The sequence below is a fragment of the Vibrio sp. 1-2 (7-a) genome (assembly GCF_013048515.1).
Lineage (GTDB): Bacteria > Pseudomonadota > Gammaproteobacteria > Enterobacterales > Vibrionaceae > Vibrio > Vibrio diabolicus.
Genome location: NZ_VHSQ01000001.1, coordinates 1,159,271 through 1,174,232, shown reverse-complemented (window position 1 = coordinate 1,174,232; position 14,962 = coordinate 1,159,271). Strand labels below are relative to the sequence as shown.

At 45.0% G+C, this 14,962-nt stretch carries 15 protein-coding genes; 10 read left to right on the top strand and 5 right to left on the bottom strand.

The features are described 5' to 3' along the window. Positions 1 to 3: 3 nt before the first annotated feature. From vscY to FKN08_RS05100, 9 genes are all read left to right on the top strand, one after another. Positions 4 to 345: a type III secretion system chaperone VscY gene (gene vscY / locus FKN08_RS05140; RefSeq protein WP_005395110.1), complete on the top strand. Its 342-nt coding sequence runs from the start codon at positions 4 to 6 to the stop codon at positions 343 to 345. Next, positions 329 to 2,455: a SctV family type III secretion system export apparatus subunit VcrD gene (vcrD, locus tag FKN08_RS05135; RefSeq protein WP_282136930.1), complete on the top strand. Its 2,127-nt coding sequence runs from the start codon at positions 329 to 331 to the stop codon at positions 2,453 to 2,455. Before vscY ends, vcrD begins: the two co-directional genes overlap by 17 nt. Then, positions 2,455 to 2,868, top strand: a complete 414-nt coding sequence (locus FKN08_RS05130) for an LcrR family type III secretion system chaperone (protein WP_104969414.1) — start codon at positions 2,455 to 2,457, stop codon at positions 2,866 to 2,868. The genes vcrD and FKN08_RS05130 overlap by 1 nt, the downstream gene beginning before the upstream one ends. Positions 2,869 to 2,928: 60 nt before the next feature. After that, positions 2,929 to 3,213 carry an LcrG family type III secretion system chaperone gene (locus FKN08_RS05125; protein WP_005395092.1) on the top strand — a complete coding sequence of 95 codons (285 nt, stop codon included), beginning with the start codon at positions 2,929 to 2,931 and terminating at the stop codon, positions 3,211 to 3,213. Between the two features lie 10 nt (positions 3,214 to 3,223). Beyond that, positions 3,224 to 5,038 (top strand): virulence-associated V antigen, encoded by a 1,815-nt coding sequence (locus tag FKN08_RS05120; protein ID WP_272870782.1) that lies wholly within the window; start codon positions 3,224 to 3,226, stop codon positions 5,036 to 5,038. 11 nt (positions 5,039 to 5,049) lie between these two features. Beyond that, complete coding sequence (vcrH, locus tag FKN08_RS05115) at positions 5,050 to 5,535, top strand: SycD/LcrH family type III secretion system chaperone VcrH (protein ID WP_005377258.1); 486 nt, start codon at positions 5,050 to 5,052, stop codon at positions 5,533 to 5,535. 7 nt (positions 5,536 to 5,542) lie between these two features. Continuing rightward, positions 5,543 to 6,742: a type III secretion system translocon subunit VopB gene (gene vopB, locus FKN08_RS05110; RefSeq protein WP_006741541.1), complete on the top strand. Its 1,200-nt coding sequence runs from the start codon at positions 5,543 to 5,545 to the stop codon at positions 6,740 to 6,742. A gap of 10 nt (positions 6,743 to 6,752) precedes the next feature. Then, positions 6,753 to 7,757 (top strand): type III secretion system translocon subunit VopD, encoded by a 1,005-nt coding sequence (gene vopD / locus FKN08_RS05105; RefSeq protein WP_170891467.1) that lies wholly within the window; start codon positions 6,753 to 6,755, stop codon positions 7,755 to 7,757. Between the two features lie 205 nt (positions 7,758 to 7,962). Beyond that, positions 7,963 to 8,934 carry a TAXI family TRAP transporter solute-binding subunit gene (locus tag FKN08_RS05100; RefSeq protein ID WP_006741544.1) on the top strand — a complete coding sequence of 324 codons (972 nt, stop codon included), beginning with the start codon at positions 7,963 to 7,965 and terminating at the stop codon, positions 8,932 to 8,934. A gap of 305 nt (positions 8,935 to 9,239) precedes the next feature. Here FKN08_RS05100 and FKN08_RS05095 read toward each other — a convergent pair whose 3' ends face one another. The 5 genes from FKN08_RS05095 to FKN08_RS05075 form a co-directional block, all read right to left on the bottom strand. Then, entirely contained in the window at positions 9,240 to 10,010 is a 771-nt protein-coding gene (locus FKN08_RS05095; protein ID WP_005395076.1) for a sulfite exporter TauE/SafE family protein, read from the bottom strand. Positions 10,011 to 10,091: 81 nt separating this feature from the next. Continuing rightward, positions 10,092 to 10,607, bottom strand: a complete 516-nt coding sequence (locus FKN08_RS05090) for an adenylate kinase (RefSeq protein WP_104971761.1) — start codon at positions 10,605 to 10,607, stop codon at positions 10,092 to 10,094. A 277-nt stretch (positions 10,608 to 10,884) separates the two neighbouring features. Beyond that, positions 10,885 to 12,411, bottom strand: coding sequence for a tripartite tricarboxylate transporter permease (locus FKN08_RS05085; RefSeq protein ID WP_170891466.1), 1,527 nt, complete (start codon positions 12,409 to 12,411; stop codon positions 10,885 to 10,887). Positions 12,412 to 12,430: 19 nt separating this feature from the next. Continuing rightward, complete coding sequence (locus FKN08_RS05080; RefSeq protein WP_170891465.1) at positions 12,431 to 12,925, bottom strand: tripartite tricarboxylate transporter TctB family protein; 495 nt, start codon at positions 12,923 to 12,925, stop codon at positions 12,431 to 12,433. A 239-nt stretch (positions 12,926 to 13,164) separates the two neighbouring features. Beyond that, complete coding sequence (locus FKN08_RS05075) at positions 13,165 to 14,136, bottom strand: tripartite tricarboxylate transporter substrate binding protein (protein ID WP_005395072.1); 972 nt, start codon at positions 14,134 to 14,136, stop codon at positions 13,165 to 13,167. 259 nt (positions 14,137 to 14,395) lie between these two features. Here FKN08_RS05075 and FKN08_RS05070 point away from each other — a divergent pair, with 259 nt between their 5' ends. Beyond that, positions 14,396 to 14,794: a GFA family protein gene (locus tag FKN08_RS05070; RefSeq protein ID WP_170891464.1), complete on the top strand. Its 399-nt coding sequence runs from the start codon at positions 14,396 to 14,398 to the stop codon at positions 14,792 to 14,794. The last annotated feature ends 168 nt before the right edge of the window (positions 14,795 to 14,962 follow it).

Genomic DNA, 14,962 nt, shown 5'->3' with positions numbered 1-14,962 from the left:
AACATGTTGAGATCCAAAGACATTGAACTATTGCTTGTTCACGCTGCACTACAAGTTCAATACCAAAAGCCAGAGCATGCCATCTCTATTCTCGATGCGGTTTTAGAGATAGACCCGCAACACAAAGAGGCGATGCAAACGCTCGCAGTGGCGTGTTTACAAAGTGGTCGATATGCCCGTGCTGTTGAGGTATGTGAGCACTTATTAAAATCCGACCTTAAACCTGATTCGGCAGGACTCTGGTTTTGCTTAAGCCAAGCGCGTTGGAAACAAAATGACGTCGATGGGGCACGCCAAGCGCACCGACGCTATCTGCAATCTTTAAATAGTGAATCACATGAATAAGTTGATCGATATTTTAAACAAGGTAGGGCAACGCAAAGACATCATGCTTGCTGTGATGTTGCTCGCGATCGTCTTTATGATGATATTGCCACTGCCTACCGCGCTGGTGGATGTGCTGATTGGCACCAACATGAGCATTGCGGTGGTGCTGCTTATGTTAGCGATTTACATCACCACGCCGCTTGAGTTCTCTGCGTTTCCCGCGGTGCTACTGATCACGACATTGTTTCGTTTGTCTTTATCCATTACGACAACCCGGTTGATCTTGCTGCAAGGCGATGCTGGTCAAATCGTTTATACATTCGGTAACTTCGTTGTGGGCGGTAACTTAGTGGTCGGTATCGTTGTGTTCCTGATCATTACCATTGTTCAGTTTATGGTGATCACCAAAGGCTCTGAGAGGGTTGCAGAAGTTAGTGCGCGATTCTCACTTGATGCGATGCCTGGTAAGCAGATGAGTATTGACGGTGACATGCGCGCTGGGGTGATTGACGTACACGAAGCACGGCACCGACGATCACTGATTGAAAAAGAAAGCCAAATGTATGGCTCGATGGATGGCGCGATGAAGTTCGTTAAAGGCGACTCCATTGCTGGTTTGGTCATCATTGTGGTCAACATCTTAGGTGGCGTCACGATCGGGGTAACGCAAAAAGGCATGAGTGCTTCTGAAGCACTTGAGTTGTTTGCGATTTTGACCGTTGGTGATGGTTTGGTATCGCAAATTCCGGCGCTGTTTATCGCGATTACGGCCGGTATTATCGTGACGCGTGTATCTCATGAAGATTCTTCTGATCTCGGCTCGGACATTGGCGGTCAGGTCATTGCTCAGCCGCGTGCACTCCTTATTGGCGGTGTGCTTTTGGTGCTGTTCGCACTGATTCCTGGTTTTCCAAAAATTACTTTTCTGGTTTTGGCCGCAGTGGTTGGTGGTGGTGGTTTCTTCCTTTTCTATCAACAGAAAAAACAGGCGGAATCAGATAGTACCGACTTATCAAGCTTTGTTTCGCAAGGGGCGGGTTCACCAGCAGCGAAGCCAAGCAAACCAACCCCATCTAGAAACAGTAAAGGCAAGTTAGGTGAGCAAGAAGAGTTTGCCATGACGGTCCCACTCTTGATCGATCTTGACGCGAGCCTTCAGGAAAGCTTGGAAGCGGTCGCATTGAATGAAGAGCTAGCAAGGGTTAGGCGCGCACTATATCTCGACCTCGGCGTGCCTTTCCCGGGTATCCACCTGCGTTTTAACGAGGGGATGCAAAATGGCGAATATTTAATTCAGTTACAAGAAGTTCCGGTTGCACGAGGACGAATTGTAAAAGATCAACTCTTGGTGACAGAAGGGAATGAACAGATCGATTTATTAGGCGTGCCTTATGAGCAAGATGAAGATTTTCTACCCGGTATTTCTAGCATTTGGGTGGCACAAAGTTACGAGCAAAAACTCACGACTAGCCATGTCGGCTTTCTCACACCCGACAGAATTTTAACGTACCACTTGTCTCATGTTCTCAAGGAATACGCACAAGACTTTATTGGTATTCAGGAGACGCGTTATCTGTTGGAGCAGATGGAAGGCAGTTATTCGGAGCTTGTTAAAGAGGCCCAGCGCATTGTCCCGTTACAAAAAATGACGGAAATCTTGCAACGCTTGGTTTCTGAAGACATTTCCATCCGAAACCTTCGCGTGATCTTGGAAGCCATGGTTGAGTGGGGCCAAAAAGAGAAAGATGTTGTACAGCTGACAGAGTACATTCGTTCCAGCTTAAAACGTTACATTTGCTACAAATACGCGAGCGGACAAAACATGTTGCCCGCTTACTTATTGGATCAAAGTCTCGAAGACACAATACGCAGTGGTATTCGTCAAACCTCTGCAGGAAGCTATTTGGCGTTAGACCCGTCTGTAACTCAACAATTTGTGAGTGATGTGAAACAGACCATTGGTGATTTAAGCCGCATGCCGAATAAGCCTGTGTTAGTTGTGTCTATGGATGTACGCCGATATGTGCGAAAGCTTATTGAATCGGAATACTACGATCTGCCCGTTTTGTCATTTCAAGAATTAACTCAGCAAATCAATATTCAGCCACTTGGAAGGGTGGGGATGTAATGAAAACAAAACTAATGCTCTCGCTTGCGCAAGCGGGGATCGAAGTGACGCCATACTTTTGGCAAAAAAGTGAAATTCAACTTGGTTATCGAATTGAAGTTGAGGGTTTAGAGCTCGTTTTTCGTGTGGAGGACGGAGAAATCATCATCGTTCTTTTGAAACGTGTGCATCCAAACCTAGGGTTGAGTAACCCTTTTGCAGGCTTATTTCTCTTAGCTGAGCATGCTGTTCAACTTTATCCCTCCGATTGGGTCATTCGCGGAAACGTCGATGTGTTACGTGGTAGCAACATGAGCAGCCAGCGATTAGCCCAGTTTTATTTAAGAGCATGCGGTGCTAGCCATGATGAGCTAGACGACTGGTACTGTTTACGCCTGGCAGATTATAGACCTTTGAAAAAGTTGAAAAAGTAAAAACTCACGACTGTTACTGACAGCACCGATGAGATGACCCGCTTTAAGATAGGAATCAAGATGAAGCAACCGTTTACCGATGCGATTGAGAACGCTGAGCTCGCCATTAGAAAAGCTGAAGACAGAACCGATATTTTTAACGAGCTATTGGAAGGCCTAGGTGTTGGTCCTGTTGCGGGTGATGTTTTACTTGGCGGCATAAAAGCGCCAGTAGATACCATGAAACGTGCAGAGCAAGAGCTAATAGACGAAGTCCAGCGCCGCCGGCAACAACAAAATCAGCTACAAGGTACGTCAGGTAAACGCAGAAAGCGTCCTACAGTGATGCGCGGCATGATGATTTAGAGGTTTGGAAATGACGAATATGAAAACGACTGGCTCTGCGACAGGAGCAACAGACACAGCTGCGAGTAGTGCACCATTACCCACTTTCCAACAAAACTTGATAGAGGCATTTACACCTGTACTGGGTGAAGCAGAGACTCAGCAACTTGCTTCTCTAATTTCTTCATTGCCAACTATCTCGGGACAAACGGAATCACAAAGCATCGCGCTTTATGTTGATACACTTGAAAACCTAAAAGCGAAAAATAACGCATTTGCTGATATATCATTGACCGACACCGCATCTGTTTGGATAAAGTCGCTACAAAGTGCTAACTCAGATGGCGAATTAACCGCAGCCGAGTTCAATGCTCAAACAAACCAAACACTATCAAATCAGTTTCAAGCTTGGTTTAGTAAGTTACTGACGGAAAGCGTAGATAGCTCGTTATCTACGGAGTTTGTTAGTCAATTTAATTTGGGGACTCAGAGTAACCAAGCGGAGCAGATCGCTAACCTCTCCGAGACAGAACTGGCTAATGCCACCAAAGAAATTTCTCGCTTTGTTGCAGAGCTTGCTAATCAAATGAGCTCCCGTGAAGTAAGAGATGCCTCTACTTCTTTTCTTCGCAATGCCTTTAGTAGCTTAGGTTCCGTTAATCTCGCGCAACTGAAGAGCTCGGATTTCCTGTTGACTAAAGAGAGTTTCGCTCTTCAAGTCTCAGCTCAATTAAAAAGTAGTTTTCAAGGCATCGGTATTACTTTAAGCACCGATAAAGCAAGTGCGCTAGCTAACAGAATTACCTGGACTCCTGGTATTTCTAAACAGCAGCTTAAAGAAGCGTTAGATGAAATGGCCGCTCAAGTGAAAGGCCAATATAGCGCAGCTTATGGTGAGGCGACTGGAACGAACAATCTAAAAGCAGCACTTAACACTTTTGTTGGTGGAACTGAGCCTTTGACCCTTTCTAGTCTGTTCGCCAACTTCGCGGTGAGTTTAACAAATATAGAAATCGACGACTTTTACCAGGACAGCGCGATAGCCGATGTCCAAAAGACACAAATAACGGCAGCTCAAGTTAATTTGATCAAAGAAAACACCGAACGAGATATCCGATTACAGTTTGAAAAAATAGTAAAAGGTGAATCTACCGGGGCTTCATTTACTGAGCGATACGAGGCATTGCGCAAAAACTTAGGGGCATTGAAAGAGCGTCTACTCAATATCACCGACAAAGAGAAAGCGGATCGCGAGGTGAGAGCAGAGCACTCTCTAACGGCTCGTGATTTGTTGGCCGTTGTTGAGTCCAGCATTGGAGATCGTTTTGATGAGCAAGTGCTGCTTGCACTAAATGAGCGTCGTGTTAACCGTTTAGAGAAACGTAATGACCAGAAAGAGGCATTAGAGGATCTCACAATACAGCTTAAAGTTTTTGGTGTTGTGCAATCAAAAATTCACTCTACGCAAAGTGTTGATGGGACTTACACACCGGGGAGCAATCTATTTAGCGCTTCTGATTTTAACTACAGCTCGGAAGCAGAATTCAAAAAATCACCGGAATACAAGTATCTCGAACAAAACGGCATTAAAACCCACACCGACTTTTTTGATACACAGGGCATTGCCGTAGAGAGCACAAGTTTCAAAGACGAAGAGAAGAGTAAAAAGCTCTCTAATTTCTCTAGCTCGGTCAGTGACAAATCCAAACTACTCAACGACCAAGTTCAAATTAAAACGACAGAGCTAAATGATACTAGCTCCCAATACAACTCTACCGTTGAAGCAATGAACAAGTTTGTTCAGAAGTACCACAGTATTTTACAAGAAATCCTACGAGCCATTTAAGGATAACAACCATGACTAAAACAAACGCGACCGATCCATCCCAAATGCAAGCAGAAGAGCTTCTGTCTTTTCTGGAAGAGGGAGGCACGCTAAAAATGTTGCACGATGTGTCTCAGGACACCATCGAACACATTTATGCCGTAGGTTACAACTTTTTCCAATCGGGAAAGATTGAGCAAGCAGCGAAAGTATTTCAATTACTCAGCATGCTTGATCATTATCAGGCGCGATTTTTCATTGGCCTTGGTGCGGCTCGTCAGGAGTTGGGTGAGTATCTGCAGGCAATAGACGCCTACAGCTACGCAGCGCTAGTGGACGTAAATGATCCACGCCCACCTTTTCACTCTGCTGAATGTCACCTGAAATTGGAACAACTGACAGAAGCAGAGAGTGGGTTTTACAGCGCGAAGGAGATGTCTGCCGGAAAATCACAATATGCAGATTTGCATGAGCGTGCAGGCATCATGTTAGAAGCGGTGAGAAATAAAAAGGAGTAATTAGACTATGAGTTCTATTGCACTTGACCGCATCCAGACACAGGTTTATAGCCCTGAATCTGGCCAAACCACGTTAGATAACGTGCAGAAAACGGCGTCTACAGCGACGCCTTCTGTAACGGTAGAAAACGTGAAGAGTAAAGATGCAGATGTACTGAACACCGGAAAAGTAAAAGTTCAGTTAGATGCACCTAACGCAGCTGTTAGCGACAAAGTGAATGATTTGACGCTAAAAGCCATGGCACAGCTGCAAAAGATCGTCGATACCATTGCAAAATCTCTCCATGCAGTTGCAGATCAAACAGGTTCGATTGCAGTCAAAATCATCGCAGGTTCTGCTGATGATTTTGAAGTAGAGCTTGCTGCTATCACGGATAAACTGAAAAGTGCTCAAAACGAGCTGAAAATTCAGGAAGTGAAGGTCGCAAAAGCTAAGCACGAAAAAGAGATGGTGGAAAACCAAGACAAAATCAAAGAATCGGAAGCCGCTGCAAAAGAAGCCCAAAAATCAGGCTTAGCAGCGAAGATCTTTGGTTGGATCAGTGCGGTGGTTTCTATTGTTGTTGGTGCCGTAATGGTGGCAACGGGTGTTGGTGCAGCAGCTGGTGCTCTTATGATCGCTGGTGGCGTCATGGGAGCAGTGAGCATGGCGCTGCAAGAGCCAGCCGTTCAAGATGCGCTAAAAGAAGCGGGCGTAAATGTCGATGTGCTAAACAAAGTCGTAATGGCATTAGAAATCGCCGTCGCGGTTATCGGAGCTGTTGTGACATTCGGTGGTGCAGCTGCTGGCGGTATCGCGAAACTTGCAGCAAAAGGTGCTGGCAAGATAGCTCAAAAGGTCACAGAAATCGCTACAAAAACAGCTGCAAATATGGCGAAAGTGGCGGACATGGGCTCAAAAGCCGCGACAACGACCGCAAAAGCGATTCGTTACGGAGCAGAAACTGTCGATATTGCCGTCAACGTGGGTAAAGGCGCTACGGACAGTGTTCATGCCGCTAACAATGCTCACGTAACTGAGATTCAGGCAGATATCACGGACCTTCGCGCCAAAATGACCTTAAGCCAGGCCGTCATCGACAAGCTTAAAGAAGAAATTGGCAAGTTGATGGAAGATTTCCAAGAGCTGATGAGCGTCATCATGCAAATGATCCAAGCGAAAAGTGAAACCATGCAAACGGTGTTAAGCCGTCCTGCAACGGTATAAGGAGTTTATTATGCTAGATAAAGTAGGCGGAACGGGACGCGGCGAACTGTATGGTTTAGGCGACACTATTAAAACAACCAAAGCAGAAAAAACACCAGAAACAAAGCTTGAAGCGGGCGCTATTAAAAGCCATAGTGAATCAGGTGTTTCTGGTGCTGCACGCTACCAGTTAGAGGCTCCTAAAGCACCAGCAGTGAGCAACCAAGCTCAAGTTGTTGCAAACTTAATGAACGCTCTTGCACCGACGGTTAGTTCGCTAATGAGCACAACAATGAGAGCGCTTAACGGTGAAGAGGTGATCAAGTCACCATCAGATGCGGTATCACAATCGTTGACGCTACTAACATTGTTGTATCAAGTATCAAAGCTGAGCCGTGAGCAGCAAGTGCTACAGCGTGAAATTGCTGTAGAAGCAAACGTCGCGAGTTTAGAAAGCCAAGCGGCTGAACTAAACAACTCAGCAAGCGCGATGATCGCTATGGCAGTAGTTTCGGGCGTATTAGCGGGTGCAACAGCCATTATTGGTGCGCTTGGTTCTTTCAAAGCGGGGAAAGAAATCAAGAATGAAATGGCAAGCAATAATGTACTGAAGACGCAAAAAGCAGGCTTTGAACAAGCAGAAGAGTTGATGAATAACAATGGATTATCTAAAACTCAGCAAGATCAGGTTAAGCGTGCGCACTCACTTGCAAAAGACAATATCGCGGACACGACAGCACAGCTGACAAGTGGTGGTCGTAAGTTCGATAAGCTGATGAGTTCAAACCAAGCGAAGAACGCCATTCTTCAAGCTTTGGGCCAGATGGCAAACTCTGCATCGAATGTAGAGCAAACCAAAGCGCAAGCGCGCAGCAAAGATGATGAAGTACAAGCGACTCGCGCACAAGCAGCCAAACAGAAAGCCGATGAAAACATTGGTTTCCAAGAAGGTCTGTTGAAAGAGCTACGTGACTTGTTCCGTTCTATCTCAGATAGTCAGAACCAAGCGTGGCGAGCGTCAGTCCCAACGGTGTAACCGTCCATCTCACTAACTACAAAGCGTTGTTTATACAACGCTTTTTTTGTGCAATTCAAGTATAGATATTATTTATCAGTAGGTTACGTTGATGAAAAAGTACATATCTATAATTCAACCTTCAAAGATGAGAACTCAAACGTTATCAAATTGTTAACGGTTGCTATACTTAAACGGTCATCAACACAGGTAAAAAGGATGTTCAATGTTTAAGTTTAAGCAAATCGCACTTGCTGCTTCTTTAGCGGCACTCACAACTGGCTTTTCTGCGTCTGCGGAAGAAACGTTTGTCACGATTGGTACTGGTGGCGTAACAGGGGTTTATTATCCGACTGGTGGAGCAATTTGTCGCTTGGTTAACAAATCGCGAGAAGATCACGGTATCCGTTGTTCGGTAGAAAGTACTGGGGGATCGATTTATAACATCAACACTATTCGTGCTGGTGAATTGGATCTCGGTATCGCTCAATCAGACTGGCAGTATCATGCTTACAAAGGAACCAGTAAGTTTAAGGAAAGCGGGCCTTTTAAAGAACTACGCGCCGTATTCTCCGTTCATCCAGAACCGTTCACTGTCGTTGCACGTAAAGACGCGAACATCAAAACTTTTGATGATTTGAAAGGTAAGCGCGTCAACATTGGTAACCCTGGCTCAGGTCAACGAGGCACCATGGAAGTGTTAATGAGCCAGTATGGCTGGAGTAACGATGACTTTAAGCTTGTGTCTGAGTTAAAAGCAGCAGAGCAATCAAAAGCACTTTGTGATAACAAAATTGATGCGATGATTTATACCGTTGGTCACCCAAGTGGAGCGATTAAAGAAGCCACTACGTCGTGTGATAGTAATATCGTAACGGTAGCTGGACCTAATGTAGAAAAATTGGTTGCAGACAATAGCTTCTACCGTGTCGCAAATGTACCGGGTGGTATGTATCGTGGCACAGATAGTGATGTTCAAACCTTTGGTGTGGGTGCGACGTTTGTTTCCTCTACTGCTGTACCAGAAGATGTGGTTTATAACGTGGTTAAAGCGGTATTTGAAAACTTCGATGATTTCCGCCGTCTCCACCCAGCGTTTGCGAACTTGAAGAAAGAGGAAATGGTAAAAGACGGTTTATCTGCGCCTCTTCACCCAGGTGCGCTCAAATACTACAAAGAAGTAGGGCTGATTAAGTAACCGTTACTTTCTCTTCTTATTGATGTAAAACGCCATCTTTCTCGATTAATGCCACTCGTTTAACAGCGAGTGGCATATTTCTATCTCTCGTCATCCTGTACAGCGACGGAGGAGCGTGATACAGGATCTTCTATCCGAGCCCTTTATGGTCAAAATTGTTTCATTAGCCGCTCAGCGTACTGCTATTAGATCCCTAGTCACGCCAAGGCTCGCTGTAATGACACAAAAACCTCGTTCAGCGATCAGCATTAATCATTCGCGATGGCGTTTTTTATAGGAGTGTTATCTACATGTGCAAGTTTTACTTAAGCATAAACATCAATGAAAAAGTAGATAGTGATGAGAATAGAAGAAAGAGCAACAAACCCTTTAACATGATTGGGATTAAGTTGACGAGATACACGAGCTGCAAGATAACCACCCACCAACGTACCGACCAAAACAACGCTACCTGTGCGCCAGTCAATGGAACCATTCGCAACAAAAATCACGATAGCAATGAGTGAAACACACGTAGATACCAGCAATTTCAAACCGTTCATTAAATTAATGTCTTGATGACCCGCTACTACCAGATAACTCAGAACAATAACCCCTAAACCTGCGTTGAAAAAACCACCGTAAGCAGAGACACCAACAAGTAATAGACCCAAAGCGATTGCTCCGAGTATTCCTGCGTGTTTGTGCTCTTTCGCGACAGTTTTGATAAGCATTGTTAAACGAGAACCAGTCAGGAAAAGCACGGTGGCAAACAAGAGTAGCCAAGGAATGGCTTCCAAAAATAGCGATTCTGGTGTGTTGAGCAGCAGATATGCTCCGACAGCGCCACCTACTAAACTGAATGAGACTGTGAACAACAGTTCTTGCTTGTTCTTCATGATCTCTTCTCTGAAGCCTACGGCTCCGCTAATGTACCCTGCACATGAAGCATAAGTATTTGTTGCGTTGGCCATAATTGGAGGCACACCAACCGCCAATAGGGCCGGAAAAGTAATAAAGCTTCCGCCTCCCGCAATGGAGTTAATGATCCCACCAACTACGCCGGCAACGAATAAAAGCGCTAGTTCTAAAAGCATAAACAATCCTTGTTATGTTCTTTTTCATTGTTAGAGCTTTAGATGGCCCATCCCACATGCTCTAGTGTTCTGATATGAAGTTTACTTTACCCGCTCTAAAACAAAATTGTTCAGTTCTGTGACGTTTTTGATGACATGAACGGTTTTACTTTGAGAGTACCCTTCGAGACGAGACATAAAGTCATCATTCCAGAATGCAGGGCATTGCTGAAGAACTTTGTAGCTTTGTAATGTCCCTTTCAATACCGAACTGCCATCAGGCCAACCTTCGGGTTTAATGAATAGTCCTTTAAGGAGACGTTTCGTCACAAACCAATAGCTTACGGAGTATGGTAGATCAATATAAACGAGAGTATCGGCTGCATCTAAACGAGCATTAAAGGAGCTGATAGGCCCCAGACCATCTATGATCCAACGATCTGAGTGAAGTATATTGCTATGTGCTTCATCAAAAACGTTACGCTCAACGGGCTCACCGTTTGGTTTATAGACTATGGAATCTAATTGATGAAGAGGGAGATCGGTAGCAGACGCGATTGCTTTACTTATCGTCGATTTTCCGCTGCCGGGCTTACCAAAAACCGCTACTTTTTGCATGTGACCGCCTCCAAGAGAGTATTTCCCATACGGTAGAGACAGAAAACCCACCGCTATGGGTGGGTTCGATAAATATTGAGCGCATCAAATATCCCACCATTCCTATGGAATGATGATAATTCGTTGGTTAAGTTGCGCTAAGTGTGTATTCATGCAACTACTCTTATATATAGGCGATGACTTGTCAATATTGTTTTGCTTAATAAGTGAACGATTTGATAGGAGAAAGAAAAGCCATCGCGATGGATGGCTTTATCTAGGTTGTAAGAGACAGTTATTACTGCTCAACGCTCACTGGCTGTGCTTTACACTTTTGAATCAGCTTTACGATTAGTGGACTTGCCAGTACCAATACGGCTAAAACAGTAAAGGTAAGGGTAATAGGGCGCTCCCATAGGAAGCTCAATTCGCCGTCTGAAATCATTAATGCGCGGCGTAAGTTCTCTTCCATTAATCCCCCAAGGATGAAACCCAGCAATAAAGGCGCAAGTGGGAAGTTAGCGAGTCGAAGTGCAATGGCAGCCATAGCGACAATCAGCATCACGAACACATCCATAGTATTGAATGAGACCAAATAAACTCCGGTGATTGAGAAGAATAAAATCATCGGCAGAAGTACCGTTCTAGGCACCGCCAAAAGCTTTGAGATGTACGGAATCAACGGTAAGTTCAGGATCACGAGTACGATGTTGCCGAAGTACATGGAAATGATCACCGACCAGAACACGTCTGGGTGCTCAACAAACAGGCGAGGGCCAGGCTGAATACCGTAAGCGATCAGCGCGCCGAGCATAATAGCTGTCGTACCAGACCCCGGAATACCAAGCGTTAGCAGTGGAACAAATGAACCACTAGACGCTGCATTGTTCGCTGATTCTGGCGCGACCAAACCACGGATACTGCCTTTACCGAACTCTTCCTTTTTCTCTTTAGGTGCGAGGTTGCGCTCCATGCCATAGCTTAAAAAAGCAGCAATGGTTGCTCCTGCGCCAGGAAGAACGCCAGTGAAGAAACCTAATATTGAAGAGCGAATTGAAACAGGCGCAACATCTTTGATTTCGTCCTTGGTCACTTTCATTGAGCCAATGTTACTCAGCTTTTCCTGTTCTTCATCGCTGGTGTCTTTTGATGGTTTAAGAATGCCCATCAGCGTCTCACCCAGTGCGAATGTCGCCATTGCAAGCAACAAGAAGCTAAAGCCATCCATTAAATCCGTTAAACCGAAGGTAAAGCGTTCAACGCCTACGCCTTTATCGATACCAACTGTAGATAGCATCAAACCAAGAATGGTCATCATCCACGCTTTGATGACCTGACCTTTCCCCGCAAAAGCCGCGACTGCTGATAACCCAAGTAGCATCAACGCAAAATAGTCTGACGATTGGAAGCTAAGTGAAACGCTAGCCAATGCTGGTGCTGCGACAAGCAACATAATGGCAGATAGCGTACCGCCAGTGAAAGAAGAATAAGCTGCCAAAGCTAATGCTTTACCTGCTTGGCCTTTTTGAGCCATCGGGTAGCCGTCGAATGCTGTCACCACGGTTGAAGAACAACCCGGCGCGTTAATTAAAATCGACGATGTAGAACCACCAAATACCGCACCGTAATAAACACCCGCCATCAAAATAAGGCCAGAAGAGGGCTCTAGGCCATAAGTAATTGGGATCATCAAAGCAATGGCTGAGATCGGTCCAAGCCCAGGTAACATGCCGATAAATGTACCGACGAAACAACCAACGATCACCATCATGATGTTCATTGGCATTACTGCAGTGGATAAACCTTGTAGAATTCCATCTAACATAATTCAGTCCTTTCTTTGACTACCAGATGGTGAAAATCAAACCCGATTCGAGATAGATGTCCAAACCTTGAGTAAGTAATAAATAGAACGCGATCACGAATGGAAACGACGCGCCGAACAGAACGGGTTTACGTCTTTCCCCCAGCAGATAGAAGCCAGCCAATAAAAAGAAGCCAGTAGCTATAACAAAGCCTAGGTAAGTCAGGCCCACGCCGTACAGCGCCATCAAAACCAAGAAAGCGATCAGTAACTTCCAATTAAAGGTCAGCACCGCGCCACTTTGTTTATCTGGTTGTCCTGTTACCAGTAATAACAAAGAAAGGCCTGCACCAACGTAAGTCAGGATGGTTGGCAAAGTACGTGCGGTGAACGGTTCGTATTCATCACCAGGGAACAATGGAATTTGCGAGGTTTGATAACCGTAGCAAAGACAGAAGAGTAGAAAGATCATTGCGCCGACACGGTCACGACAGAGCAAATATTCTTTGGTGAAAAAGTTGGTTGAACGAGACATATTCAACTCCTAACAAAAATAAAAAAGACCGCATATGGACGTTAATGAATAAACTAAACCATTAACAATTAAGCATTTCGCTGCTAGTCGAGCTGCTTTGGGTATATAAACAAAGGAGTGTGCATGCCGATTGTCGACAATATCCATATACGGTGAAACTTAGAGTGCAAATACAGTTGGGGAAATACCAACCCCACGTTATTGGGTGAGGTTGGAATCTGAGGGACCCAGTTCGACTGTTACTTTAGGAAGCCTAACTCACGCATTAAGTCACCCATTTGCTGCTCTTGCTCTTCAAGGAACGCGAAGAACGCTTTGTCCGCCTTGTAGTTGTCTATCCAACCATTGCGGTCACGGACGACTTGCCATTCGTCAGTGTTGTACATTTTGGTAAATGCTGCATTCCATTCATCCAGCTTTTCTTGGCTAGTACCTGGTGCAGCAAAGAATCCACGCCAGTTAGCGAAGACAGTTTCGTTACCATATTCTGTTAGCGTAGGGATGTTTGGTGCGGCTTCTAGGCGTTTTGGTGCAGTTACCGCTAGCACTTTGACTTGACCAGATTTTGACATCTCCAGTACTTCACCTAGGCCCGTAGAGAGCAGTTGAGTTTCGCCTGAAAGAAGGGCTGCCATGGCTTTACCGCCCGCATCGTAAGCGATGTAACGAACTTTACGCGCATCAAATCCTTCGCCTTTAAATGCGGCGGCAACGACGAGGTGGTCCATCGAGCCACGAGCAGAGCCACCCGCAATTTTCACTTTGCGAGGGTTAGATTCAAATGCTTTTACTACGTCTTCCCAAGAATTGTATGGCGAATCAACAGAGGCTACGATGGCACCGTAATCCGCAATGGTGGCTGCAACGGGAGTGAGATCTCTAAAGGATTGAGGGAAAATACCTGTTAGAGAGCGAACGACGATCGGTGTTGAATTCACCATCAGCGTATCTTCTTGGCGATCTGCCGTTTCAATCAAGTGCGCAATGGCTTTACCGCCGCCGCCACCAGAAAGGTTTTGGAAAGATACCGTCTCAACGATGTCTGATTTGAGTAGCACATCACCTGTACCTCGTGCGGTCATGTCCCAGCCGCCACCGGCACCTCCAGGGATCAAGAAATGCATTTTTTCTACATCAGCAGCAAAAGCGTTAAATGAAAATGAAGCTGCGATGATCGATGCGGCGAGCGTTGGTTTGATTACCTTTAACATGTTCACGTTCCTTATGTTGGTGACTCTATTTTTAGATGAGTCTTATTTTTGTTTCAGCTTTTAACTCGAACTGGATGCTGATGTGTCAAAGGTTAATCAAGTGTTAAATTGATGTCTTTAAAACGTCGATAAAGAGAATATTGAGCATAACGGATATTTTGTTCATAAAGTTCACGCTGAAAAATTGGTTGCACATCACGCGTGCGTGCTAACAATTGCGTCATAATGGAATGACATCAAACGAATAAGGGAACAGAGAATGAAAGGGATATGTTTGTGCGGCGCTATTGAAGTGATCGCAGATGCTAAGAATGAAGTGAGTCTATGCCACTGCTCGATGTGTCGAAAATGGTCGAGTGGAGCACTCCATGCTGTGCATTGTGGTCCTAACGTAACGTTTAAGGGGGCCGAGCCAAAGCGTTATCAATCGTCTGACTGGGCGGTGAGAGGTTTTTGTGGCGAATGCGGCACAAACCTTTTCTATCATTTGTTACCGACAGGCGAGTACATTCTCTCCGCTGGTTTGTTCGACAATCCAGATTTCAAACTCTCATTAGAGATCTTTACCGATGAAAAGCCCGCGTATTATGACCTCAATCCCACCTCACAAAAGATGACATCGCAGCAAGTTTTTGAGCAATTTTCACCTAAAGAATAGCCTTTTGTATCCTTAATTGTTCGACGGCTTAATTATTTTTCTTTTATATCATTATGTTAAGAGGTTTTTGGGTGTCGACAATTTATTTTTTCCTTCGCAATTATCCCTCCATTAAGCCCGTAATAGACGATTTTCGTCGATTTAAATTACGACCTTAGTCTAAATTGT